A 22,563-nucleotide genomic window follows, 5' to 3' on the forward strand; every position below is an offset into this window, starting at 1 on the left:
CTCAGGAAGGCTCACGTCCGTCATGGCGCAGCAGGAGACCGAGAAGCAGCACGCCGGCGTGCTCCCCGTGGACGACGAGGGCTTCGTCATCGACACCGAGGACTGTGAGGCCCGGGAGGCGGCGTACCGGGAGCGCGGTACCTCGCGTCCGATCACCGTCGTGGGCAACCCGGTGCTGCACAAGGAGTGCAAGGACGTCACCGAGTTCGGGCCCGAGCTGGAGCAGCTGGTCGACGACATGTTCGCCAGCCAGCGGGCCGCCGAGGGCGTCGGCCTCGCCGCCAACCAGATCGGCGTCGACCTGAAGGTCTTCGTGTACGACTGCCCCGACGACGACGGCGTCCGCCACACCGGCGTCGTGTGCAACCCGGTCCTCCAGGAGCTCCCGGCCGACCGCCGCCGCCTCGACGACTCGAACGAGGGCTGCCTGTCCGTGCCGACCGCCTATGCGGAGCTCGCCCGCCCCGACTACGCGGTGGTCACCGGCCGCGACGAGAAGGGCAACGCGATCACCGTGCGCGGCACCGGCTACTTCGCCCGCTGCCTCCAGCACGAGACGGACCACCTGTACGGCTACCTGTACATCGACCGCCTGTCGAAGCGCGAGCGCAAGAACGCCCTGAAGCAGATGGAGGAGGGCACCCCGCGCTACGCGGTCGTCCCCAACGAGTAGACCCGACAACTGGATCCAACTCCTGGTCCCTGCGGGCCGGTTGAGCTTCGAGCGGCGCCTGGTACGGATGAATTCCGGCCGGGCGCCGCTCTGTTGTGCCCTTGAACCGGTCGCGTACGGCTGTGTGTGCGAACAGGACCGGCCGTTCATGCCACAGATTCAGTCATGTAAGGGGACGATTCCGGCGGCGGGGGGTAGTGAGGGGAGCAAATCCGTTCCCAGAACGGTCAGTTGTAGTGCTGAATAGAAAGCGCGGGGATACGCAACGGCGCGCGCCCGGCACTGCTGGGGGCGTACGCCAACAGGCGGCAGAGAGGGGTTTGTTCGTGGCTGCTTATCCGGAGACCGTGGTCCCACCGGCGCTGGCGCTGCCGGCGATCGAGGATGCGTTTCCTCGCAACCTGCACCCGTATTGGCCCAAGCTTCAGGAGAAGACCCGCTCCTGGCTGCTGGAAAAACGTCTGATGCCAGCCGACAAGGTGGAGAAATATGCCGATGGCCTGTGCTACACGGACCTGATGGCGGGCTACTACATCGGGGCCCCGGACGACGTGCTGTCGGCGATCTGCGACTACAGCGCGTGGTTCTTCGTCTGGGACGACCGGCACGACCGTGACGTGATCCACGGGAGGACGGCGAGCTGGCGGCGGCTCGCCGTCCAGCTGCACGCGGCCACCGAGGCCCCGCAGCTCCACCTGGACCACAAGGATCCGCTGGTCGCGGGGTTCGCGGAGAGCGTGGACCGGCTCTACGGCTCCCTGGGCCGGAGCTGGAACGCCCGCTTCGCCCGCCACTTCCACGTCGTGATCGACGCGTACGACCAGGAGTTCCACAACCGGATGACCGGCACGGTGCCCACCGTGGACGAGTACATCGCCCTGCGCAGGAACACGTTCGCGCACTGGATCTGGCTCGACCTCCTGGAGCCCTCGGCGCAGTACGAACTGCCCGCGTGGGTCAGGAAGAACGAAGCGTTTACGCGTGCGGCACTTGCCTGCCAGGATTTCGCCGCGTGGTACAACGACCTCTGCTCGCTCCCCAAGGAACTCGCGGGAGAAGAGCTCCACAACCTCGGGATAAGTCTCATCAAACACGAGGGACTTTCTCTTCAGGAAGCCGTGGTGGAAGTCCGCCGAAGGGTGCAGGGAACCATCGACGATTTCCTCGAGGCGGAAAAAGAAGTCGAACAGATGGCGGCGTCCACGGAACAGGTGGGCCAGCACGGAAAAGAACTCGCGGACGCCATAAGGGCGTGCGTGGGGAACATGCGGAACTGGTTCAGTTCCGTGTACTGGTTCCATCACGAATCAGGGCGTTATGCGGTGGACAGCTGGGACGACCGGTCCACCCCGCCCTACATAAGCGACGAACAGCCCGATCAGGTGGGTGAATGCGCATGACCGTCGATTCGACCCTGCGGGACCGGGCGGCCGGCGAGGCCGAGTCCGGCGTCCCGCCGTTCGCGCCCGGCGCCGTCCCGGTGCTCGGCCACGCCGGGAGCCTGCTGCGCGACCCGCTCGGCTTCCTCACCGGGCTGCGCGACGGGGGCGACGTGGTGCGGCTGCGGCTCGGCCCGCGCACGGCCTACGCGGTGTGCGATCCGGAACTCGTCGCCACGCTCCTCAAGAGCCCCGACTTCGCGGTCGGCGGCCCCTTGTGGGACACCATGGGCGTCCTCCTCGGCAAGGGCGTGGCGACCAGTAACGGGGCGCTGCACCGGCGTCAGCGCCGGGCCGTCCAGCCCGCGTTCCGGATGGACAAGATCCACGAGTACGCCGCCGTCATGGAGGACGAGGCGCGCCGCATGGCGGACCGGTGGAGCGACGGGCAGACCGTCGACATCGCCGCCGAGGTCTTCCGCACGGCGACCCGGGTCGTGGCGCGTTCGGTGCTCCAGGTGGACTCCATCGACGAGCGCGCCGACCGGCTCTCCACGGCCCTGCACACCGTCTTCGAGGGCCTGTACCGGAGGATGATCCTCTCCTTCGGGCCGCTGTACCGGCTGCCGCTTCCGGCCAATCGCCGATTCGAGAACGCGTTGGCCGATCTGCATCGCATGGTCGACGAGATCATCGCCGAGCGGCGGGCCGAGGCGGCTTCGGGCGGCAATCCCGACGACCTCCTCGCGGCATTGCTCGACGACCGCGACGAAAATGGTGAAGCCGTCAACGAACAGGAGGTGCACGACCAGGTCGTGTCTCTCGTCGTGGCCGGTGCTGAGAATGTGGCGAAGACCCTGACATGGGTCTTCCAGCTCCTCGCCGAACACCCCGAGCACGAAAACCGGCTGAGTCAGGAAGTTGAATCCGTGACGGGCGGGGATCGCCCGGTCGCTTTCGGTGATCTGGGAGAACTCGCATATATGCGGAATCTCATCACCGAGTCGATGCGGATACGCCCCGCGGTCTGGATTCTGACACGGCTCGCCTCCGTCGACACGACACTCGGCGGGTATCGCATTCCGGCCGGTACGGACATCCTCTACAGCCCGCTCGCCATGCAGCGCGATCCGCGCGCGTTCCGGGACGCCCTGGCCTTCGACCCGGACCGGTGGCTGCCCGAGCGGGCCGCCGACGTCACCCCCGCCGCACACGCCCCGTTCAGCGTCGGCAACCGCAAGTGCCCCGGGGACCACTTCAGCATGGCCGAACTGTCGCTGATCCTCGGCACGGTGGTGCAGAAGTGGCGCCTGGCACCGACCGAGGGGACGGACAGCACGGCCCGCATCGGGATCACGCTGCAGCCGAAGAGGGCTCTGCTGGAGGTGCGGGCCAGGTAGCCCGCGCCGGTGCGGACGGCTCAGGCCGCCGCCCGCACCCGGAACGTCCGCCGGAAGGCGTTCGGTGTCGTGCCGAGCGCCTTCATGAACTGGTGGCGCATCGCGGCCGCGTTGCCGAACCCGGCGCGCGCCGCGATGGCGTCCACCGTCTCGTCCGTCCGCTCCAGGAGCTCCTGGGCGAGCAGCACCCGCTGACGCAGCAGCCACCGGTACGGCGTCGTGCCGGTCTCCTGCTGGAAGCGCCGCGCGAAGGTCCGCGGCGACATGAGGGCCCGCGCCGCCAGCTCCTCCACGGTCACCGGCCGGTCCAGGTTCCGCTCCATCCACGCCAGCACCTCGCCGACCGTGTCGCAGCGCGTCGCCGGCAGCGGCCGCTCCACGTACTGGGCCTGCCCGCCGTCGCGGTGCGGCGGCACGACCATGCGGCGGGCGATCGCGTTGGCCACCTCGGTGCCGTGCTCGCTGCGGACGAGGTGCAGACAGGCGTCGATCCCGGCCGCCGTCCCCGCCGAGGTCACGACCGGCCCCTCGTCCACGTACAGCACGTCCGGGTCGACGCGGGTGCGCGGGAAGCGGACGGCGAGCTCACGCGCGTACCGCCAGTGCACCGCGCAGCGGCGCCCGTCGAGCAGCCCCGCCTCGCCGAGCACGAACACGCCCGCGCACAGGCTCAGGACGCGGGCGCCCCGGTCGACCGCGCGGCGCAGCGCGTCGAGCAGCTCCGGGGGATAGGCCTCGTAGCGCCGCCCGGCCGAGGGGATGGCGACGAGGTCCGCCTCCTCCAGCCGGTCCAGGCCGTACGGCGTCGAGACCGTCATGCCGGGTACGTGCGTGCCGAGCGCCGGGCCCTCCGCGGAGACCACCGCGAAGTCGTACACAGGCAGCCCCGCGTTGCCGCGGTCGAGGCCGAACACCTCGCACACGACGCCGAGTTCGAAGGGGTGCACACCGTCGAGGAGTACTGCCGCCACGTTTTTCAGCATGCCGTCCAGTGTGCCTCAGACGTGGCAGGAATTCGAGGTTCTATGACAGTCCTGCCACTGGGGCGCGGGCCCGGCGGGCGGGAGAGTAGAGGACATGAACGCAGCGATGAACTACCTCACCGTCCTCGTCGTCTTCCTCCTCCTCGCCGCCCCCTCCCTCTACGGGATGGCCCACGACCGCAAGATCGACCGACAGCTGCGCCGGGCCCGGCAGGACGCCGAAAGCGCGTCCCACCAGGCCCGGTTCACCACGGTCGCCTGACAGACAAGAGGGTGTCGGGCCGCCCGGGGTTGCCTAGAAGTCCTCGTCGAAACCGACCGAGCCCTCCACCGCCACCTGGTACGCCGAGGGCCGGCGCTCGAAGAAGTTCGTCAGCTCCTGGACGCCCTGCAGCTCCATGAACGAGAACGGGTTCTCCGAGCCGTACACGGGCGCGAAGCCGAGCCGCTGCAGACGCTGGTCGGCGACGCACTCCAGGTACTGCCGCATCGAGTCCGTGTTCATGCCGGGCAGACCGTCCCCGCACAGGTCACGGGCGAACTGCAGCTCCGCGTCGACCGCCTCGCGCAGCATGTCGGTCACCTGGACCCGCAGCTCGTCGTCGAACAGGTCCGGCTCCTCCTTGCGGACGGTGTCGACCACCTCGAACGCGAAGGACATGTGCATCGTCTCGTCGCGGAACACCCAGTTGGTGCCCGTCGCGAGCCCGTGCAGCAGGCCCCGCGAGCGGAACCAGTACACGTAGGCGAAGGCCCCGTAGAAGAAGAGCCCCTCGATGCACGCGGCGAAGCAGATCAGGTTCAGCAGGAAGCGGCGGCGGTCGGCCTTCGTCTCCAGGCGGTCGATCTTCTCGACGGAGTCCATCCACTTGAAGCAGAACTCGGCCTTCTCGCGGATCGACGGGATCTCCTCGACCGCGTCGAACGCGGCCGCCCGGTCGTCCGGATCGGGCAGGTACGTGTCCAGCAGCGTCAGATAGAACTGGACGTGCACGGCCTCCTCGAACAGCTGGCGCGACAGGTACAGGCGCGCCTCGGGGGAGTTGATGTGCTTGTACAGGGTGAGCACGAGGTTGTTCGACACGATCGAGTCGCCCGTCGCGAAGAACGCGACCAGCCGGCCGATCATGTGCTGCTCGCCCGGCGACAGCTTCGCGAGGTCGGCGACGTCCGAGTGGAGGTCGACCTCCTCGACCGTCCACGTGTTCTTGATGGCGTCCCGGTAGCGCTCGTAGAAGTCCGGGTAGCGCATGGGACGCAGGGTCAGCTCGAAGCCCGGGTCCAGCAGGTTCTTCTCGGTGGCAGGAGTGGTCATTACTGGCAGGCCTCGCAGGACTCGGGGTTTTCCAGGGAGCAGGCGACGGCGTCCGGGTCCGCGACCTGGACGGGGACGGTGGCGCGGGCCGCCGCGCGGGCGATGCGCGTCGCGGGGCGCGAGCGCAGGTAGTACGTCGTCTTCAGGCCCGACTTCCAGGCGTACGCGTACATCGAGGAGAGCTTGCCGATGGTCGGCGTCTCCATGAACAGGTTCAGGGACTGGGCCTGGTCCAGGTACGGGGTGCGGGCCGCCGCCATGTCGATCAGGCCGCGCTGCGGGAGCTCCCATGCCGTGCGGTACAGCGCCCGGACGTCCGCGGGGACCCAGGTCAGGTCCTGCACCGAGCCGTTGGACTCGCGCAGCGCCTCACGGGTCTGCGCGTCCCACACGCCGAGCTTCTTCAGCTCCTCCACCAGGTACGAGTTGACCTGGAGGAACTCGCCGGAGAGAGTCTCGCGCTTGAACAGGTTGGAGACCTGCGGCTCGATGCACTCGTAGACACCGGCGATCGAGGCGATCGTCGCGGTCGGGGCGATCGCGAGCAGCAGCGAGTTGCGCATGCCGACCGCGGCGATGCGCTCGCGCAGCGCCGCCCAGCGCTCCGGCCAGACCGGCTCGACGCCGTAGTGGTCCGGGTGCAGGACACCGCGCGCGGTACGGGTCTTCTCCCAGGCCGGCAGCGGCCCGTTGCGCTCGGCGAGGTCCGTCGAGGCCTCGTACGCGGCGAGCATGATCCGCTCGGCGATCCGCGTCGACAGGGCGCGCGCCTCCTCGGAGTCGAAGGGCAGCCGCAGCTTGAAGAACACGTCCTGCAGGCCCATCGCGCCCAGGCCCACCGGACGCCACTTCGCGTTGGAGCGGCCCGCCTGCTCGGTCGGGTAGAAGTTGATGTCGACGACCCGGTCCAGGAACGTGACGGCCGTGCGGACGGACGCGTCGAGGCGCTCCCAGTCGATGTCCCCGGCCGCCGTGTCGACGAACGCCCCGAGGTTGACCGAGCCCAGGTTGCAGACGGCCGTCTCGCCGTCGTCCGTGACCTCGATGATCTCGGTGCACAGGTTCGAGGAGTGGACCGTGTGGCCGGGCTCCGCCGTCTGGTTGGCGGTGCGGTTCGCGGCGTCCTTGAAGGTCAGCCAGCCGTTGCCGGTCTGCGCGAGGGTGCGCATCATGCGGCCGTACAGGTCCCGCGCGGGGATCGTCTTCTGCGCCTTCCCCGCGGCCTCGGCCTCGCGGTACGCGGCGTCGAACTCCTCGCCCCACAGGTCGACCAGCTCGGGCACGTCGGCGGGGGAGAACAGCGACCACGGCCGGTCCTCGTTCACCCGGCGCATGAACTCGTCCGGGATCCAGTGCGCGAGGTTGAGGTTGTGCGTGCGCCGCGCGTCCTCACCCGTGTTGTCGCGCAGCTCCAGGAACTCCTCGATGTCCGAGTGCCACGTCTCCAGGTACACGGCGGCGGCACCCTTGCGGCGCCCGCCCTGGTTCACGGCGGCGACGGACGCGTCGAGCGTCTTCAGGAACGGCACGATGCCGTTGGAGTACCCGTTCGTGCCCCGGATCAGCGAACCGCGGCTGCGGACGCGGGAGTACGAGAGACCGATGCCGCCGGCGTGCTTCGAGAGGCGGGCCACCTGGTGGTAGCGGTCGTAGATCGAGTCCAGCTCGTCGAGCGGGGAGTCGAGCAGGTAGCAGCTCGACATCTGCGGGTGCCGGGTGCCGGAGTTGAAGAGCGTGGGGGAGGAGGGCAGGTAGTCGAGCCGGCTCATCAGGCCGTACAGCGCGGCGACCTCGTCCAGGGCGCGGACCGTGTCGTCCTCCGCCAGGCCGCAGGCCACGCGCAGCAGGAAGTGCTGCGGCGTCTCGACGACCTTGCGGGTGATCGGGTGGCGCAGCAGGTAGCGGCTGAAGAGGGTGCGCAGGCCGAAGTAGCCGAAGCGGTCGTCGGCGTCCCGGTCGATCAGCGCGTCGAGCGCGGCGGCGTGCACGCGCACGAACTCGGCGGTGCGGTCCGCGATCAGGCCCTCGCGGTGGCCGACCGCGACCGAGCCGGTGAACGAGGTGACGCCCTGCGAGGCGGCCTCGGCCGCGACGGTGAGGGTGAGCAGGCGCGCCGCGAGCCGCGAGTAGGCCGGGTCCTCGGAGATCAGTCCGGCGGCCGCCTCGGTGGCGAGCTCGCGCAGCTCCGCCTCGTCGGCCCGGGCGGACCGGCCGCGCAGCGCCGCGGCGGCGACCCGGCCCGGGTCGGCGTCGGGCAGGTCGGCGGTCAGCTCGGTCAGCGTGCGCAGCAGCGCGGTGCCGGGGGCGTCGGCTTCGGCACGGACCGGGGCTGAGGCGGGATCGGCGGGCGCGATCGTCACTGGGGGGCTCTCCCTCGCTCGGCTCGGGGCCCGCGGGAAGGAGGAGTGGCCCGGGCGCGCACAGGGGGCGCCCGCGTCACCGGCCCGTTCCGCGAGGCCCTGACGTATCGACACCCGGGCCGGACGGCTCGGGTGCACCGTCGGCAGGTCTTCGGACTCACGTGAGGGGCCTTTGTGGCCTTACGTTCACCGTTGCGGGACAGTTCCGGACTTGCACCGGATTCCCCTGCGACGACAGCGAGAGCGAGCATACATGTTGTGCCCGGGCTTCCGCTCCGGGCCCACATGTTGTGTCGCGGTGACGGTCAGGCCACCCCGGGCTGCTTGAGGAGCGTGGTCACGAAGTCGGCCGTGAAGTCGCGCGGGCCGGTGCCGAGCGCGACCCGGCCGCGGTGTTCGGTGCGGGCGGCGACGAGCGGGGACTCGGCGTAGTAGGCGCGCGGGTAGTCGCTGTCGTAGGGGATGAACACGGTCTTGCCGCGGGTGAGTTCGCTCGCGCACTCCACGACGACGGTGCCGTCGGCGGCGGTGACGAACGACTCGTCGGCGCAGACCCCGACGGCGAGCGGGTCGTGCAGCGGGCTGCCCGCGGCCTCCGTGTACGCGTCCAGGTAGTAGCGCATCAGGCGGGCGGTCAGCGCCATGCCCTCGCCCGCGTCCTCCAGGACGGCCAGGTGGTCCTTGGTGAAGCGCCAGCCGTGCGTCGCGTCGAGCCCGACCATCGTGTACCGGATGCCCGAGGACACCACGAGGTCGACGGCGTCCGGGTCCGCCCAGGCGTTGAACTCGGCGACCGGCGTGATGTTCCCGGGCACCTCGGCGGCCCCGCCCATGAAGACGAGGTGCTTCACGCGCCGCGCGAAGTCCGGGTCCTCGGTGATCGCGAGGGCGACGTTGGTCAGCGGGCCCGTCGCGCACACGGTCAGCTCGCCCTCGTACTGGCGCGAGAGGCGGAGCATGGCCTGCGCCGAGGACTCGGTCTGCTCGGGGACGCTCGCGTCGGGCAGCCGCTCGGCGCCGAGGCCCTCCGCGCCGTGGAACTCGCCGGCCGCGGAGTACGGCAGCCGGGTCAGCGGGCGGCCCGCGCCCCGGTGCACGGGCACGTCGCCGTCGATGCCGAAGGCGCGGGCCAGCGCGCGGCCGTTGCGGAAGGTCTGGGAGGCGGGCACGTTGCCGCCGACGGTCGTGTAGGCCTTGAGGTCCCACAGGCCGGTGCCGAGCAGGTACTGGAGCGCGACGGCGTCGTCGATGCCGGGGTCGCTGTCGAGGACGATGGGTGCGGTCAAGGGTTCCTCCAGGGCGGGTGGTGCCGATCGTCGGGTGGTGCCGATCGTCGGCCACCGTAACGGGACGAGCCCCTCCAGGGGTGGAGGGGCTCGTCCTGTGAGAAGGGTGCGCGGGGCTAGTGTCCGGCGCCGGTCCCGACGGCCGGCAGCTCGACCTTCACGCCCTTGTCGCCGGCGTCGGCCGTGTAGTCCGACGGGGACGTCTCGTCGATGCCGTCCGGGGCCTTGAGCGCCTTCAGGACGAAGGTGAGGACCACGGTGACGACGACGTTCAGGACGAACGCGGTGAGGCCGATGTAGCCGATCTCGCCGATGCCCGGGATCTCCTTCGCGGAGCCGCCGAAGTGCTTCTGCGTCGGCGAGGCCACCCCGTACGCGGCGACCGTGCCGTACACCATGCCGACGGCCCAGCCGGCGAGCAGCGCCCAGCGGTGGAACCAGCGGGTGAACAGGCCGCCGACCAGGGCCGGGAAGGTCTGCAGGATCCAGATGCCGCCGAGCAGCTGGAAGTTGATGGCGACGGTCTTGTCCATGGTGAGGACGAAGGCGAGCGCGCCGACCTTCACCAGCAGCGACACCAGCTTGGAGACCTTGGTCTCCTGCGCGGGCGTGGCGTCCGGCTTGATGAAGTCCTTGTAGATGTTGCGGGTGAAGAGGTTGGCCGCGGCGATGGACATGATCGCCGCGGGGACGAGCGCGCCGATGCCGATGGCCGCGAACGCGACGCCCGTGAACCAGTCGGGGAACATGTCCTCGAACAGCTGCGGGATCGCCAACTGGCCGTTCTGGACCGTGACTCCGGCCGCGATCGCCATGAAGCCGAGCAGCGCGAGCAGGCCCAGCATGAGCGAGTACAGCGGCAGGATCGTCGTGTTGCGCCGGATGACCTCGCGGCTCTTCGACGACAGGGTCGCCGTGATCGAGTGCGGGTACATGAACAGCGCGAGCGCCGAGCCGAGCGCCAGGGTCGCGTACGTCCAGGTGCCCTGCGAGCCGGGTGCGAGCGCCCCGACGGGCTTCTCGGTCGCGGGGTTGATCTTCGCGAACTTCTCGCCGGCCGCGGCGAAGATGTCGTCGAAGCCGCCGAGCTTGATCGGGATGTAGATGATCGCGACGGCGATGACGATGTAGATCAGCGTGTCCTTGACGAACGCGATGAGCGCCGGGGCCCGCAGACCCGAGGAGTACGTGTACGCGGCGAGGACCGCGAACGCGATCAGCAGCGGCAGGTCCTTGACGAACCAGTTGGTGCCCTCGTCGCCGCCGACGCCCATGACGTCCAGGACGGCCTGGATGCCCACGAGCTGGAGCGCGATGTAGGGCATCGTGGCGAGGATGCCGGTGATCGCGACGGCCAGGGACAGACCCTTGGAGCCGAAGCGTCCGCGCACGAAGTCCGAGGTGGTCACGTAGCCGTGCTTGTGCGAGACCGACCACAGGCGCGGCAGGAACGTGAAGATCAGCGGGTACACGAGGATCGTGTACGGCACCGCGAAGAAGCCGGAGGCGCCGGCCGCGTAGATCGCCGCCGGGACGGCCACGAAGGTGTAAGCCGTGTAGAGGTCGCCGCCGAGCAGGAACCAGGTGATCCAGGTGCCGAACGAGCGGCCGCCCAGGCCCCATTCGTCGAGCGAGGCCTCGTTCTCGGCGCGCCGCCAGCGGGCGGCGAGGAAGCCCATGACCGTGACGGCCACGAAGAACAGGATGAAGACGGTGAGTGCGACACCGTTGACGCCGTCGTTCACGCGCCGGCCCCTTCCTGGGAGGCCTCGGCGGCCTGCTTACGGGACGCCTGGTCGTGCTTCCACAGCTTGTACGCGATCATCGTGAGCGCCGTCGAGATCAGCACCCAGAGCATCTGGTACCAGTAGAAGAACGGGATGCCGATGAACGCGGGGTCCACCTTGGCGTAGGAGCTGACCCAGAGCATCGCCACGAACGGGGCGATCAGACACAAGGCCACCACGACACGGAGCGGGGTCACCGTCCGCGTGTCTGCTTGCCGCGCTGGTCGCGCGGCCTCCGGCGCATTGGACATAGAGCGGTTCCGTCCCCTCGCTGGCCCTATTTATCTCGGCTTAACGTCCGGGAAATCTAGGCGAGAGTCTCGCCTCATGGAACCCTTGTCCGGATAACGGACGCACCGATGCCGTACTGATATCAACTACCCGGCACCGGTGGGCCGTATGTGAGAAATGCGAGGAGCGAGAAGGGGGCGGGGCGGCTCAGTCCATGGGGCGCTTGAGGCGGGCCACGAACTTGTACCGGTCGCCCCGGTAGACCGAGCGCACCCACTCCACAGGCTGGCCCGAACCGTCGATCGAGTGCCGGGAGAGCATCAGCATCGGCAGGCCCACGTCCGTGCCGAGCAGCCCGGCCTCGCGGGGTGTGGCGAGCGAGGTCTCGATGGTCTCCTCGGCCTCGGCGAGCCGGACGTCGTAGACCTCGGCGAGCGCGGTGTAGAGCGAGGTGTACTTCACGAGGCTGCGGCGCAGCGCGGGGAAGCGCTTCGCGGACAGGTGCGTGGTCTCGATGGCCATCGGCTCGCCGCTGGCCAGGCGCAGCCGCTCGATGCGCAGGACGCGCCCGCCGGCGGAGATGTCGAGCAGCCCGGCGAGGGTGTCGTCGGCCGTCACGTACCCGATGTCGAGCAGCTGCGAGGTGGGCTCCAGGCCCTGGGCGCGCATGTCCTCGGTGTAGGAGGTGAGTTGGAGCGCCTGCGACACCTTGGGCTTGGCGACGAAGGTGCCCTTGCCCTGGATGCGCTCCAGGCGGCCCTCGACGACCAGCTCCTGAAGGGCCTGGCGGACCGTGGTGCGGGAGGTGTCGAACTCGGCGGCGAGGGTGCGCTCCGGGGGGACGGGGGTGCCGGGCGGCAGAGTCTCCGTCATGTCGAGGAGATGCTTCTTCAGGCGGTAGTACTTGGGCACACGTGCGGTACGGACAGGCGCCCCGCCCTCGTTCTCCGCACTGCTCACGTCGGTGCTCATGCTCCGCCTTCCCGGCTCCGGTGCCGATGCGACCGATGCGTCCGCCGGTCACGGCTCACATCGTGGCACGGCTCGCCCCGGGGTACTCCCGCACGCTCCGTGATCCCTTCTTATATCGTCCGCCGCCCCTCTGGTCTAGTCCACCCCGCCGGACGGGCGAACGGGGTCAACGACCGTGCTCCGAGGGGTGGGTGTCGTTCCGGTAACGGACCCACGGTCCCTTCACAACCACCCTTGACAGCCCCATTGGTCTGGTCCAAGCTCCCGGTACTGGTCTACACCATTAGTGACCAGGTCCCAGTCCCATCAGCCGTATCCGCGTACGTGCTTCGCGTACTCGCCGTATGTCATCGCTGTGGGTGGGGGGTTGCAGGCATCCCTGAGGAGGGTGACATGAAGCGCAAGCTCATCGCGGCGGTCGGCGTCGCGGCCATGATGACCGGGGTCGCGGCCTGTGGGGGCGGCGAGGACGACAACGCCGGCAAGGACCCGAAGGACCGCACCGGCTCGGTGACCGTCTGGCTGATGGTGGACGCGCAGAGCACCTGGCCCGAACTGGTCAAGGACGTCAACGCCCAGTTCAAGAAGAAGTACCCGAAGGTCAAGGTCGACATCGCGTACCAGCAGTGGGCGGACAAGGCCAAGAAGCTCGACACCGCCCTGGGCGGCGACAAGTTCCCCGACGTCGTCGAGCTCGGCAACACCGAGACCATGCAGTACATCCTCAACGGGGCGCTCGCCGAGATCGACCCGAAGAAGTACGACAACAGCGACAGCTGGATCAAGGGCCTCACCGACACCTGCACCTTCGAGGGCAAGCAGTACTGCGTGCCCTACTACGCCGGTGCGCGCGTCGCGATCTACAACAAGGACATGCTGAAGGCGGCCACCGGCTCCGACACGCTGCCCACCGACGAGGCCGCGTTCCTCAAGGCGATGGACAAGGAGACGGCGAAGCAGGGGAAGAAGGACAAGCGCTTCTCCTCCCTCTACCTGCCGGGCCGCTACTGGTACGCCGCCATGTCCTACGTAGCCGCGTACGGCGGCCAGATCGCCCAGTACGACGAGGGCTCCAAGGAGTGGAAGGCCAGCCTCTCCGACCCGAAGGCGCAGGAGGGCATCCAGCACTTCATCGACCTCGTCAAGAAGTACAACAAGGGCGACATCACCAAGGACGAGCAGGACCACGCCAATGTGATGGCCAACGAGAAGGCCGGCGTCCTGTACGGCAACGGCTGGGAGGCCGGCTCCGTCATCGACGGCAAGGCCAACGGCAACCCGAAGCTCGAGGGCAAGATCGGCACCGCCGCCATGCCCGGCCCGAACGGCAAGACCCTGCCGTCCTTCATCGGCGGCTCCGACCTCGCGGTGACGCAGAAGTCGAAGAACGCGGACCTCGCCGAGGACTGGATCTCCATGTTCACGAGCGAGAAGTCCGAGGAGGTCCTCGCCTCCAAGAACATCCTCCCGAACAACACCAAGCAGCTCCAGCCGCTGAAGGACAAGCCGGAGACGGCCCCGGTCGCCAACGCGGTCGAGGGTGCCTGGTTCACGCCGATCGCCCCGGGCTGGACCGCGATCGAGAAGGAGGAGGTCCTGAAGAACATGCTGCTCGACATCCTCAAGGGCAAGTCCGTGGCCGACGCGACCAAGGCCGCCGACGCCAAGATCGACGAGCTGATCAACAAGGAGTCCTGAGCCTTCAGGGCTCCGGGGTGACGGGCGGGGCCGGGTGCGTCATCCGGCCCCGCCCGGGCCCCTTTCTCCCTTTCGCTGAGAACGAGGAAGGTCAGCCACGTGACTGCCGCCGACACCAAGGCCGCCGGGCCGCCGCTCACCGCAGCGGACACCCCGCAAGGAGGGCCGCTCGCGAAGCAGCCCCCCGGCGCCGGCCGCCCCAAGAGGAAGAAGGGGGCGCTGCTCCCTTACCTCCTGATCCTGCCGGCGATCGTCGCGCTGGCCGCCGTCTACGCGTACCCCCTGGTCAAGACCGTGATCATGTCCTTCCAGGACATGGGGCGGCGCGAGCTGTGGACGGGCGAGAGCCCGCCGTGGGTCGGCTTCGACCAGTTCACCAACATCCTGGGCGACGCCGAGTTCTGGCACGTCACCCTGCGCACGGTCCTCTTCATGGCGGTCTGCGTCGTCGCCACCATGGCGATCGGCCTGCTGGTCTCGCTCCTGATGATGCGGCTGTCCACCTGGGTCCGGCTCACCCTCACCACGGCCCTCATCGCCGCCTGGTCGATGCCGCTCCTGGTCGCCGCATCGATCTTCCGCTGGCTCGCCGACTCCGACTACGGCCTGGTCAACACGGTCATCGCCAAGTTCGCCGGCGAGGACTGGCTCGGCCACAACTGGTTCCTCGACCCGCTCCAGGGCTTCACCGTGATCGCCGCGCTCGTCATCTGGGGCGCCATCCCGTTCGTCGTGATCACCCTCTACGCGGCCCTCACCCAGGTCCCCGGCGAACTGGAGGAGGCCGCCCAGCTCGACGGCGCCAGTGCCTTCGGCGTCTTCCGCTTCGTCACCTGGCCGGTCATCAAGCCCGTCTTCATCATGGTGACCACGCTCTCCGTGATCTGGGACTTCAACGTCTTCGGCCAGATCTGGCTGCTGCGCGGCAACAAGCCCGAACCGGACTACGAGACCCTCGGCCTCTACTCCTTCTCCAAGGCGTTCACCTCGACGTCCTTCAGCCAGGGCACCGCCATCGCCCTGGTCACCGTACTGATGCTGTCCGGCGTGGCCGTGTACTACCTGCGCCAGCTCATGAAGACAGGAGAGGTCGAATGAGCGCCTCCACCGCACCGGACGTCCAGCGCGGCCTGCGGCCCGACCGCAAGAAGACGAAGCTCGGCTACAACGTCCTCGGCCTCGTCATCGCCGTCGTCATGGCCTTCCCGGTCTACTGGCTGATCATCTCGGCACTGCGCCCCAACCACGAGATCCGCTCCTACGACCAGACGCTGTGGCCCTCGTCGATCACCTTCGACAACTTCGCGCGCGCCGTGAAGCAGCCCAACTTCGCCACCGCGATCCAGTCCAGCCTCATCATCTCGATCACCGCCGTCGTCGGCGGCATGATCATCGCGACCCTCGCGGCGCTCGCCGTCGGCCGCTTCCGCTTCACCGGCCGGCGCGCCCTGCTCATGGTCCTCATCCTGGTCCAGATGCTGCCGCCGACCGCGATGCTCATCCCGATCTACGCCCAGCTCAACGCGATGGGCGGCCTCAACGAGTACTGGGGCGTCATCGTCGTCTACCTCGTCTCCACGCTGCCCTTCGCCACGGTCATGATCCGCGGCTTCGTGGTCAACATCCCCGTGGAACTGGAGGAGTCGGCGATGGTCGACGGCTGTACGCGCATGGGCGCGTTCCGCCGCATCGTCTTCCCGCTGCTCGCCCCCGGCCTCGCCGCCTCGTCGATCTTCGCGCTCGTCAACGCCTGGAACGAGTACCTGTTCGCGTACATCCTGATGAACGACGACTCGAAGTACACCCTGAACGTCTGGCTCATGACGTTCACGACGGAACGGGGCACCGACTACGGCGCCCTGATGGCCGCGTCCACGATGATCGCCCTGCCGGTGGTGGTCTTCTTCATGTTCATCCAGAAGAAGATGGCCACAGGACTCACCTCCGGCGCCGTGAAGGGATAACGCACCCCGATGACATACCGGTCGACACTCGCCCACGGAACCGACACGCTCACGCGGGACGCGCTGACGGTCCTGCAGCCCGGATTCACCGGCACCACCGCCCCCGACTGGCTGCTGCGGCGCCTCGGCGAAGGCCTCGCCTCCGTCGGCCTGTTCGGCCGCAACATCGCCACGCCCGCACAGCTCGCCGCCCTCACCGCCCAGCTGCGGTCCGAGCGCGAGGACGTCCTCGTCGCCATCGACGAGGAGGGCGGCGACGTCACCCGCCTCGAGGTCCGTACGGGCTCCTCGTTCCCCGGCAACCACGCGCTCGGCGCCGTCGACGACGCCGGGCTGACCCGCGCGGTCGCGCACGAACTCGGCCGCCGCCTCGCCGCCTGCGGAGTGAACCTCAACTGGGCGCCCTCCGCCGACGTCAACGCCAACCCCGACAACCCCGTCATCGGTGTCCGCTCCTTCGGCTCCGACACGGACCTCGTGTCCCGCCACACCGCCGCCTACGTCGACGGCCTCCAGGCCGCCGGGGTCGCCGCCTGCACCAAGCACTTCCCCGGGCACGGCGACACGGGCGTCGACTCCCACCACGACCTGCCCCGCATCGACGTCGGCCTCGACGTCCTGCACGCCCGCGACCTCGCCCCGTTCCGCGCGGCGATCACGGCCGGCAGCCGCGCCGTGATGAGCGCCCACATCCTGGTCCCGGCCCTCGACCCGGACCGCCCGGCGACCCTCTCGCGCCGCATCCTCACGGGCCTGCTCCGCGAGGAACTCGGCTACGACGGGCTCATCGTCACCGACGGCATGGAGATGCAGGCCATCTCCGCGACCTACGGCATCGAACGCGGCAGCGTCCTCGCGATCGCCGCCGGTGCGGACGCCATCTGCGTGGGCGGCGGCCTCGCCGACGACGACACCGTGCTGCGGCTGCGCGACGCCCTGGTCGCCGCCGTGCGCGCGGGGGAACTCTCCGAGGAGCGGCTCGCGGACGCGGCCGCCCGCGTACGGTCCCTCGCCGACTGGACCCGGGCCCGGGCCGGCGCCGCACCCGGCCCGGCGGACACCGAGATCGGCCTGATCGCCGCGCGCCGGGCGCTCACCGTGACCCGCGCCGCCGACGCCGCGCCGGTGTGGGAACCCGTGCACGTCGCGGCCTTCACCCCGGTCGCCAACATCGCGGTCGGCGACGAGACCCCCTGGGGTGTCGCCGCCGAACTGGAGCGGCTCCTGCCCGGCACCACGACGGGGTCCTACACGGGCCCGGACGCGGGGGAGAAGGCCCTCGCCGCGGCCGGAGACCGGCGCATCGTCGCCGTCGTCCGCGACGAACACCGCCACGCCTGGATGTCCGCGGCCCTGGACACCCTCCTGTCCGCCCGCCCCGACACCCTGGTCATCGAGATGGGCATCCCCCAGGCCCCGCCCCGAGGCGCCCTCCACATAGCCACCCACGGAGCGGCCCGGGTCTGCGGCCTCGCGGCGGCGGAGGTCATCACCCGGTAGCGACTGCCCCAGCACAGATGCCGGTCACCCCCGACTCGGGGTGACCGGCATCGACGTACGAGAGAGAGCCGTACGAGAAAGAGCCGTACGAGAAAGAGCCGTACGAGAAGGGGATCCCGGGGCTCTACAGCCCCTGCCACTCCGGCTTGTTGGCGAAGGTGTGGCGGAAGTACTGGGTCAGCTTCAGCTTGGACGCGGCGCCCTCGTCGACGACCACCGTCGCATGCGGATGCAGCTGCAGCGCGGAGGCCGGTACGACCGACGCCACGGGCCCCTCCACGGTCGCGGCGACCGCGTCGGCCTTGCCCTCACCCGTGGCGAGCAGCACCAGATGCCGCGCCTCCAGGATCGTCCCGATCCCCTGGGTGATGACGTGCCGCGGCACCTGGCTCAGGTCACCGTCGAAGAACCGCGCGTTGTCCGCGATGGTCTGCTCGGTGAGCGTCTTGATCCGCGTCCGCGACGCGATCGAGGAACACGGCTCGTTGAAACCGATGTGCCCGTCCGTACCGATCCCGAGCAGCTGCAGATCGACCCCGCCGGCCTCGGACAGCGCCCGGTCGTACGCCTCGCACGCGGCCTGCACGTCCTCCGCACTGCCGTCCGGCCCCATGAACGCGTCCGCGTCGAGCCCGAGCGGCTCCACGACCTCGCGCAGCACCGTCGCCCGGTACGACTCGGGGTGCCCGGTGGGCAGGCCGACGTACTCGTCGAGCTGGGCGATCCGCGCCCGCGACGCGTCCACCTCGCCGGCCCGCACCTTGGCCGTCAGGGCCTGGTAGATGGGCAGCGGGGTCGAGCCGGTGGCCACGCCGAGCAGCGCGTCGGGCTTGCGCCGCAGCAGCTGGGCCATCGCCTCGGCGATCAGCTCGCCGCCTGCCTTGGCGTCCGGAACGATCACAACTTCCACGCTGGGCCTGCCGTTCTGGTCAGAGGGGAACTAGGGGACGTACGCCATAGTGGTATAGACCAATCTAGCAGAGCGGGGCCCCGCCGGACAGGCGTTCGGCGGGGATGTCCGGCCCGTTCGTCCACCCGCTCCGACCATGCTCCGCGCTGCGCGTGACCTCGGCATGTCGAACGGCCCACGCCCGCGCGAACCCGCTCCGCGATGACGGCATGGCTACGAATTGAACTCACGGCTCCCGGTAACCGTGGGAAAGGGCGTACGTTGGACCAGGCGTACTTTTGAGTAACCCACGTGAGTGACCCAGGGGAGCGCCATCGGGGGAGGGGCGTGACAGGACGCCGCGAACAAACCCCCGCCGACGCATGGACACGGCCAAATGGTCTAGTCCACAATGCGAAGTGCGAAGAACAAGTACACAGACTTCCGCCCTCCCCGCACAGGAGGACGGACAGAGGAACCGCCGCTCTCTGCCCTGACTGCGACGGATCCTCGATCGGCACCCGGGACCGCACACCCGGAAGCCGGTGCACCTGAAGGGCTGCGGTGCCAGGGAACGGGTTGAGGGTCCCGCCCCCCGGCGCCGCGGCCCGTCGGTGTTTCCAGGGCCCGACGCCGCACAGGGCCCCGTAGCCCCCAGGCCCCCGTAGCCCCGGGGCTCCCAGCGCCTCTTTCCGGCCCGGCCGACCGATTCGGGACCCCGCTCACCGCCGGGTACGCTCGGGCTCGTGCCCTCCATGAACGATCTCGTCCGCCAGCACACCGCCCTCGGCGACTCCGACCTCGAGTGGTTGCACCTGCTGGTCTCGGAGTGGCAGCTGCTCTCCGACCTCTCCTTCGCCGACCTGGTCCTGTGGGTCCCCACCCGCGACGGCACCCGGTACGTCTCCGTCGCGCAGATGCGGCCCAACACGGGCCCGACCTCCTACCAGGACGACATGGTCGGCCACCTCGTGCCGCGCGGCCGCCGCCCCATGCTGGACGCCGCCCTGGACGAGGGCCGCATCGTCCGCGAGGGCGACCCCGAGTGGCGCGAGGAGGTCCCGGTCCGGGTCGAGTCCATCCCCGTACGCCGCGAGGGCCGCGTCCTCGGCGTCATCGCGCGGAACACGAACCTGCTCACCGTCCGCACCCCCTCACGGCTCGAGCTGACCTACCTCCAGTCGGCCTCCGACCTGGCACAGATGATCGCCGCCGGCTCCTTCCCGTTCCCCGGCCAGCAGGTCGACATGGACGCCTCCCCGCGCGTGGGCGACGGCCTGATCCGGCTCGACGCCGACGGGGTCGTCCAGTACGCCTCGCCGAACGCGCTGTCCGCGTACCACCGCCTCGGCTTCCAGGCCGACCTGGTCGGCCACCACCTCGGCTCCACCACCGCCGAACTGGCCCCGTCCCGCGGCCCGGTGGACGAGGCACTCGCCAAGGTCGCCAGCGGCTGGGCCCCCCGCGAGTTCGAGATCGAGGGCGAGGAGGGCTCGATCCAGCTCCGCGCCATCCCGCTCAAGCCCAAGGGCACCCGGATCGGCTCCCTGGTGCTGCTGCGCGACGTGACGGAACTGCGCCGCCGCGAGCGGGAGTTGATCACCAAGGACGCCACCATCCGGGAGATCCACCACCGGGTGAAGAACAATCTGCAGACCGTCGCCGCGCTGCTGCGCCTCCAGGCCCGGCGCATCGGCGACGACCGGGGCCGCGAGGCCCTGGAGGAGGCGGTCCGCCGGGTCGGCTCCATCGCGATCGTCCACGAGACGCTGTCCCAGAACCTGGACGAGCGCGTGGAGTTCGACGAGATCGCCGACCGGGTCCTCGCGATGGTGGCGGAGATCTCCCCAGGGCAGGTGACCGGCCGGCGCACCGGCCGCTTCGGCATCCTGGACGCCGAGGTGGCGACCCCGCTCTCGATGGTCCTGACCGAGGTGTTGCAGAACGCGCTGGAGCACGGCTACCGGCAGGGCGACACCGGCACGGTCGAGGTCGGGGCCGTCCGCGGCGGCACCACCAAGGAGGCTCGGCTGCTGATCACCGTGCAGGACGACGGCGTCGGACTGCCCGAGGGCTTCGACCCGAAGAAGGCCGGCAACCTGGGACTCCAGATCGTGCGCACCCTGGTCGAGGGCGAGCTCGGCGGCACCTTCGACATGGTCCCCGCACCCGAGGGCGGCACCCGGGTCATCCTCGACATCCCGGTGAACTCCAGCAAGTAGGCCCCACGCGTAAGACGTGACTCTCCGCACACAGCAGTGAGCAGCACGGCAGTGAGCGGCACAGCAGTGACCAACACAGCAGTGAGCCCCGGACCGTCGAAACGGTCCGGGGCTCACTGCTCGCGTTGCTCGGGTCATGTCCCGGGCTGAGCCTGGGGGAGCATCGGGGGTACTGCGCGCTGCGGCTCGGGGGCGGGAGATGCGTACGCGATGTACGCGCCGCCGGGCTCAGGCTCGAACGGGGTGGGGAATCAGGCGGAGGCCTGACGGGCCCGGTTGCGGGCGGCGCGGCGCTTCATCGCGCGGCGCTCGTCCTCGCTGAGGCCACCCCAGACGCCGGAGTCCTGGCCGGACTCGAGCGCCCACTGCAGGCACTGCTCCATGACGGGGCAGCGGCGGCAGACGGCCTTGGCTTCCTCGATCTGCAGCAGCGCAGGACCGGTGTTGCCGATGGGGAAGAAGAGCTCGGGGTCTTCTTCGCGGCAAACGGCGTTGTGACGCCAGTCCATGGCTGCTACCTCTCCTTGGTATTACGTGCAAGTTGCTTGTGAATGTGAACGCTTTCACGAATCCCTCAACAAGTGAAGGGACGAACGTCACATATGCGACGGCTGTCCGTTGCTTGGAGGAGGGGATTCGGGCTCTCTGTGGGGCCGATGTTGCGGGCCGTCCCGAGCGCCATGTAGAGATTCGCAAACCTCGGCGGCGGATACAACCCCTTCAGGAAAGTTTTTTTTGATTCCTCGGTGTCGCCTCGGTCACAGCCGTACTTCCATGGGGTGGAGCCTGGCCCAAACGTTCGAGATAAAGGACCAAGGGCCCTTCCACTCACACAATCACACGCAGTGCACGGCGAACGCCTGTGAACGTCACGCTCGTACGCAGCCCCAGGTGGTCACCGTCCATCTGGAGCGGCAGAGGCACCTTCGAATGCAAGGTGAAGTCGGTGAGGTCGTGGAGCGTGACCGCGTTCTTGCCGCGGGGTCCCCGCTCGGGCGTCGAGGCGAGCAGCTGGCCGCCGTACCGGGCCACCGCCGGAGTCGACAGCTTCTTGAGTCCGAGCACGTCAAGGCCGGTGTCGAAGGACGCCTGCGGCGTCGGATACAGCGGCCGGTTGCCCAGGAACGACCACGGTGAGGTGTTGCTCACTATGGAGACCACGAGATCGGTGACCGGGTCCTCGCCCGGACGTTCGAGCGTGATCGTGCCGTGCCGGCGGTCCGGCTCCCCGAGGAACTGGCGCACCACCTGTCGCACATACAGGGCGTGCGTCGAACGCTTGCCCCGCTCCCGCTGCTGCTCGACCCGGCCGACCACACCCGCGTCGAAGCCGAGCCCCGCGCTGAAGGTGAACCAGCGGGACGGCACCGCCTCGTCCTCCGTGCCGGGCGTGCCCGCGGCGAGCCCCAGGCCCACCGTCCGCTGCCGGCCCTCGCGCAGGGCGTCCAGGAGCTGGCCCGTGGCCTCCACCGGATCGTTCTGCAGGCCCAGGGCGCGCGCGAAGACGTTCGTGGAGCCGCCGGGGACGACCGCGAGACCGGGCAGCCGGTCCAGGTCCGGGCCCGCGTGCAGCAGCCCGTTCACCACCTCGTTGACCGTGCCGTCGCCGCCGAGGGCGACGACCAGCTCGATGTCCTTGCTCTCCGCGGCCTGCCGGCCGAGGTCCCGGGCGTGCCCGCGGTACTCGGTCGTCACCGCCTCCAGCTTCATCTCGCTGGCGAGCGCATGGATGAGGACATCGCGCGTGCGCGCACTGGTGGTGGTTGCCGCCGGATTGACCACGAGGAGTGCACGCATGCAAGGCAGCGTACCTAGCGACCTTGATCGGGCCCAGACCGAGGTAGGAGTCCGGTAAGAGATCGGGCCCCGGAGGGCGCGGGGGACGGCCTCGGGAACGCGGGCGC

The 22,563-nt window shown here is 69.5% G+C and carries 19 protein-coding genes and 1 riboswitch; of the genes, 9 read left to right on the plus strand and 10 right to left on the minus strand.

Annotated elements, in window-relative coordinates; translation table 11 throughout:
- Positions 1-22: 22 nt before the first annotated feature.
- From def to ACIBTU_RS22100, 3 genes are all read left to right on the plus strand, one after another.
- Complete coding sequence (gene def, locus ACIBTU_RS22090) at positions 23-673, plus strand: peptide deformylase (protein ID WP_399128013.1); 651 nt, start codon at positions 23-25, stop codon at positions 671-673.
- 320 nt (positions 674-993) lie between these two features.
- The gene (locus ACIBTU_RS22095) at positions 994-2,073 is read left to right on the plus strand and encodes a multidrug MFS transporter (protein ID WP_399128015.1); all 1,080 of its coding nucleotides are present in this window, start codon (positions 994-996) and stop codon (positions 2,071-2,073) included.
- Positions 2,070-3,452, plus strand: coding sequence for a cytochrome P450 (locus ACIBTU_RS22100; RefSeq protein ID WP_399128016.1), 1,383 nt, complete (start codon positions 2,070-2,072; stop codon positions 3,450-3,452). The genes ACIBTU_RS22095 and ACIBTU_RS22100 overlap by 4 nt, the downstream gene beginning before the upstream one ends.
- Before the next feature lie 20 nt (positions 3,453-3,472).
- On the opposite strand, the gene ACIBTU_RS22105 is transcribed toward ACIBTU_RS22100, so the two are convergent.
- Positions 3,473-4,435, minus strand: a complete 963-nt coding sequence (locus ACIBTU_RS22105; RefSeq protein ID WP_399128017.1) for a helix-turn-helix domain-containing protein — start codon at positions 4,433-4,435, stop codon at positions 3,473-3,475.
- A gap of 94 nt (positions 4,436-4,529) precedes the next feature.
- Between ACIBTU_RS22105 and ACIBTU_RS22110 the strand changes: the two genes are divergently transcribed.
- Positions 4,530-4,697, plus strand: a complete 168-nt coding sequence (locus ACIBTU_RS22110; RefSeq protein ID WP_399128018.1) for a hypothetical protein — start codon at positions 4,530-4,532, stop codon at positions 4,695-4,697.
- A 33-nt stretch (positions 4,698-4,730) separates the two neighbouring features.
- Here the strand turns inward: ACIBTU_RS22110 and ACIBTU_RS22115 are convergent, their stop codons facing one another.
- The 6 genes from ACIBTU_RS22115 to ACIBTU_RS22140 form a co-directional block, all read right to left on the minus strand.
- Complete coding sequence (locus ACIBTU_RS22115; RefSeq protein WP_399128019.1) at positions 4,731-5,750, minus strand: ribonucleotide-diphosphate reductase subunit beta; 1,020 nt, start codon at positions 5,748-5,750, stop codon at positions 4,731-4,733.
- On the minus strand, positions 5,750-8,110 hold the full coding sequence (locus tag ACIBTU_RS22120) for a ribonucleoside-diphosphate reductase subunit alpha (RefSeq protein WP_399128020.1): 2,361 nt from the start codon (positions 8,108-8,110) through the stop codon (positions 5,750-5,752). Before ACIBTU_RS22120 ends, ACIBTU_RS22115 begins: the two co-directional genes overlap by 1 nt.
- Before the next feature lie 124 nt (positions 8,111-8,234).
- Positions 8,235-8,378: riboswitch (cobalamin riboswitch) on the minus strand.
- A gap of 37 nt (positions 8,379-8,415) precedes the next feature.
- Positions 8,416-9,396, minus strand: a complete 981-nt coding sequence (locus ACIBTU_RS22125; protein WP_399128021.1) for a nucleoside hydrolase — start codon at positions 9,394-9,396, stop codon at positions 8,416-8,418.
- A gap of 116 nt (positions 9,397-9,512) precedes the next feature.
- On the minus strand, positions 9,513-11,141 hold the full coding sequence (gene mctP, locus ACIBTU_RS22130; RefSeq protein WP_399128022.1) for a monocarboxylate uptake permease MctP: 1,629 nt from the start codon (positions 11,139-11,141) through the stop codon (positions 9,513-9,515).
- Positions 11,138-11,434: a DUF3311 domain-containing protein gene (locus ACIBTU_RS22135; protein ID WP_399128024.1), complete on the minus strand. Its 297-nt coding sequence runs from the start codon at positions 11,432-11,434 to the stop codon at positions 11,138-11,140. The genes mctP and ACIBTU_RS22135 overlap by 4 nt, the downstream gene beginning before the upstream one ends.
- Positions 11,435-11,621: 187 nt before the next feature.
- Positions 11,622-12,386: a GntR family transcriptional regulator gene (locus ACIBTU_RS22140; protein ID WP_384616650.1), complete on the minus strand. Its 765-nt coding sequence runs from the start codon at positions 12,384-12,386 to the stop codon at positions 11,622-11,624.
- Between the two features lie 393 nt (positions 12,387-12,779).
- Here ACIBTU_RS22140 and ACIBTU_RS22145 point away from each other — a divergent pair, with 393 nt between their 5' ends.
- The 4 genes from ACIBTU_RS22145 to ACIBTU_RS22160 all read left to right on the plus strand — a co-directional run bounded on the left by ACIBTU_RS22145 (position 12,780) and on the right by ACIBTU_RS22160 (position 17,548).
- Positions 12,780-14,084 (plus strand): sugar ABC transporter substrate-binding protein, encoded by a 1,305-nt coding sequence (locus ACIBTU_RS22145; protein ID WP_399128025.1) that lies wholly within the window; start codon positions 12,780-12,782, stop codon positions 14,082-14,084.
- Positions 14,085-14,303: 219 nt separating this feature from the next.
- Positions 14,304-15,182: a carbohydrate ABC transporter permease gene (locus tag ACIBTU_RS22150; protein WP_399128069.1), complete on the plus strand. Its 879-nt coding sequence runs from the start codon at positions 14,304-14,306 to the stop codon at positions 15,180-15,182.
- Positions 15,179-16,048 (plus strand): carbohydrate ABC transporter permease, encoded by an 870-nt coding sequence (locus ACIBTU_RS22155; RefSeq protein WP_399128027.1) that lies wholly within the window; start codon positions 15,179-15,181, stop codon positions 16,046-16,048. Before ACIBTU_RS22150 ends, ACIBTU_RS22155 begins: the two co-directional genes overlap by 4 nt.
- 9 nt (positions 16,049-16,057) lie before the next feature.
- A complete protein-coding gene (locus ACIBTU_RS22160; RefSeq protein ID WP_399128028.1) occupies positions 16,058-17,548 on the plus strand; it encodes a glycoside hydrolase family 3 protein in 1,491 nt (496 codons plus the stop codon).
- Positions 17,549-17,672: 124 nt separating this feature from the next.
- On the opposite strand, the gene nagB is transcribed toward ACIBTU_RS22160, so the two are convergent.
- Entirely contained in the window at positions 17,673-18,458 is a 786-nt protein-coding gene (nagB, locus tag ACIBTU_RS22165) for a glucosamine-6-phosphate deaminase (RefSeq protein ID WP_188336934.1), read from the minus strand.
- A gap of 734 nt (positions 18,459-19,192) precedes the next feature.
- Here nagB and ACIBTU_RS22170 point away from each other — a divergent pair.
- Positions 19,193-20,659 (plus strand): sensor histidine kinase, encoded by a 1,467-nt coding sequence (locus ACIBTU_RS22170; RefSeq protein ID WP_399128070.1) that lies wholly within the window; start codon positions 19,193-19,195, stop codon positions 20,657-20,659.
- A gap of 251 nt (positions 20,660-20,910) precedes the next feature.
- Here ACIBTU_RS22170 and ACIBTU_RS22175 read toward each other — a convergent pair whose 3' ends face one another.
- Together ACIBTU_RS22175 and ACIBTU_RS22180 are read right to left on the minus strand one after the other, a co-directional pair.
- A complete protein-coding gene (locus ACIBTU_RS22175; protein ID WP_016639615.1) occupies positions 20,911-21,168 on the minus strand; it encodes a WhiB family transcriptional regulator in 258 nt (85 codons plus the stop codon).
- A gap of 319 nt (positions 21,169-21,487) precedes the next feature.
- Positions 21,488-22,456 carry a diacylglycerol/lipid kinase family protein gene (locus ACIBTU_RS22180; RefSeq protein WP_399128029.1) on the minus strand — a complete coding sequence of 323 codons (969 nt, stop codon included), beginning with the start codon at positions 22,454-22,456 and terminating at the stop codon, positions 21,488-21,490.
- Between the last annotated feature and the right edge of the window lie 107 nt (positions 22,457-22,563).

The sequence above is a fragment of the Streptomyces sp. NPDC050145 genome (assembly GCF_044460245.1).
Lineage (GTDB): Bacteria > Actinomycetota > Actinomycetes > Streptomycetales > Streptomycetaceae > Streptomyces.

What these genes read in the sequence shown, in the direction of transcription:
- ACIBTU_RS22110 (WP_399128018.1), top strand. Translation starts at nt 4,530, where the DNA reads ATGAACGCAGCGATGAACTACCTCACCGTCCTCGTCGTCTTCCTCCTC.
- ACIBTU_RS22115 (WP_399128019.1), bottom strand. Translation starts at nt 5,750, where the DNA reads ATGACCACTCCTGCCACCGAGAAGAACCTGCTGGACCCGGGCTTCGAG.
- ACIBTU_RS22140 (WP_384616650.1), bottom strand. Translation starts at nt 12,386, where the DNA reads ATGAGCACCGACGTGAGCAGTGCGGAGAACGAGGGCGGGGCGCCTGTC.
- ACIBTU_RS22175 (WP_016639615.1), bottom strand. Translation starts at nt 21,168, where the DNA reads ATGGACTGGCGTCACAACGCCGTTTGCCGCGAAGAAGACCCCGAGCTC.
- ACIBTU_RS22135 (WP_399128024.1), bottom strand. Translation starts at nt 11,434, where the DNA reads ATGTCCAATGCGCCGGAGGCCGCGCGACCAGCGCGGCAAGCAGACACG.
- def (WP_399128013.1), top strand. Translation starts at nt 23, where the DNA reads ATGGCGCAGCAGGAGACCGAGAAGCAGCACGCCGGCGTGCTCCCCGTG.
- ACIBTU_RS22100 (WP_399128016.1), top strand. Translation starts at nt 2,070, where the DNA reads ATGACCGTCGATTCGACCCTGCGGGACCGGGCGGCCGGCGAGGCCGAG.
- ACIBTU_RS22180 (WP_399128029.1), bottom strand. Translation starts at nt 22,456, where the DNA reads ATGCGTGCACTCCTCGTGGTCAATCCGGCGGCAACCACCACCAGTGCG.
- ACIBTU_RS22105 (WP_399128017.1), bottom strand. Translation starts at nt 4,435, where the DNA reads ATGCTGAAAAACGTGGCGGCAGTACTCCTCGACGGTGTGCACCCCTTC.
- ACIBTU_RS22170 (WP_399128070.1), top strand. Translation starts at nt 19,193, where the DNA reads ATGAACGATCTCGTCCGCCAGCACACCGCCCTCGGCGACTCCGACCTC.
- ACIBTU_RS22155 (WP_399128027.1), top strand. Translation starts at nt 15,179, where the DNA reads ATGAGCGCCTCCACCGCACCGGACGTCCAGCGCGGCCTGCGGCCCGAC.
- ACIBTU_RS22160 (WP_399128028.1), top strand. Translation starts at nt 16,058, where the DNA reads ATGACATACCGGTCGACACTCGCCCACGGAACCGACACGCTCACGCGG.
- ACIBTU_RS22145 (WP_399128025.1), top strand. Translation starts at nt 12,780, where the DNA reads ATGAAGCGCAAGCTCATCGCGGCGGTCGGCGTCGCGGCCATGATGACC.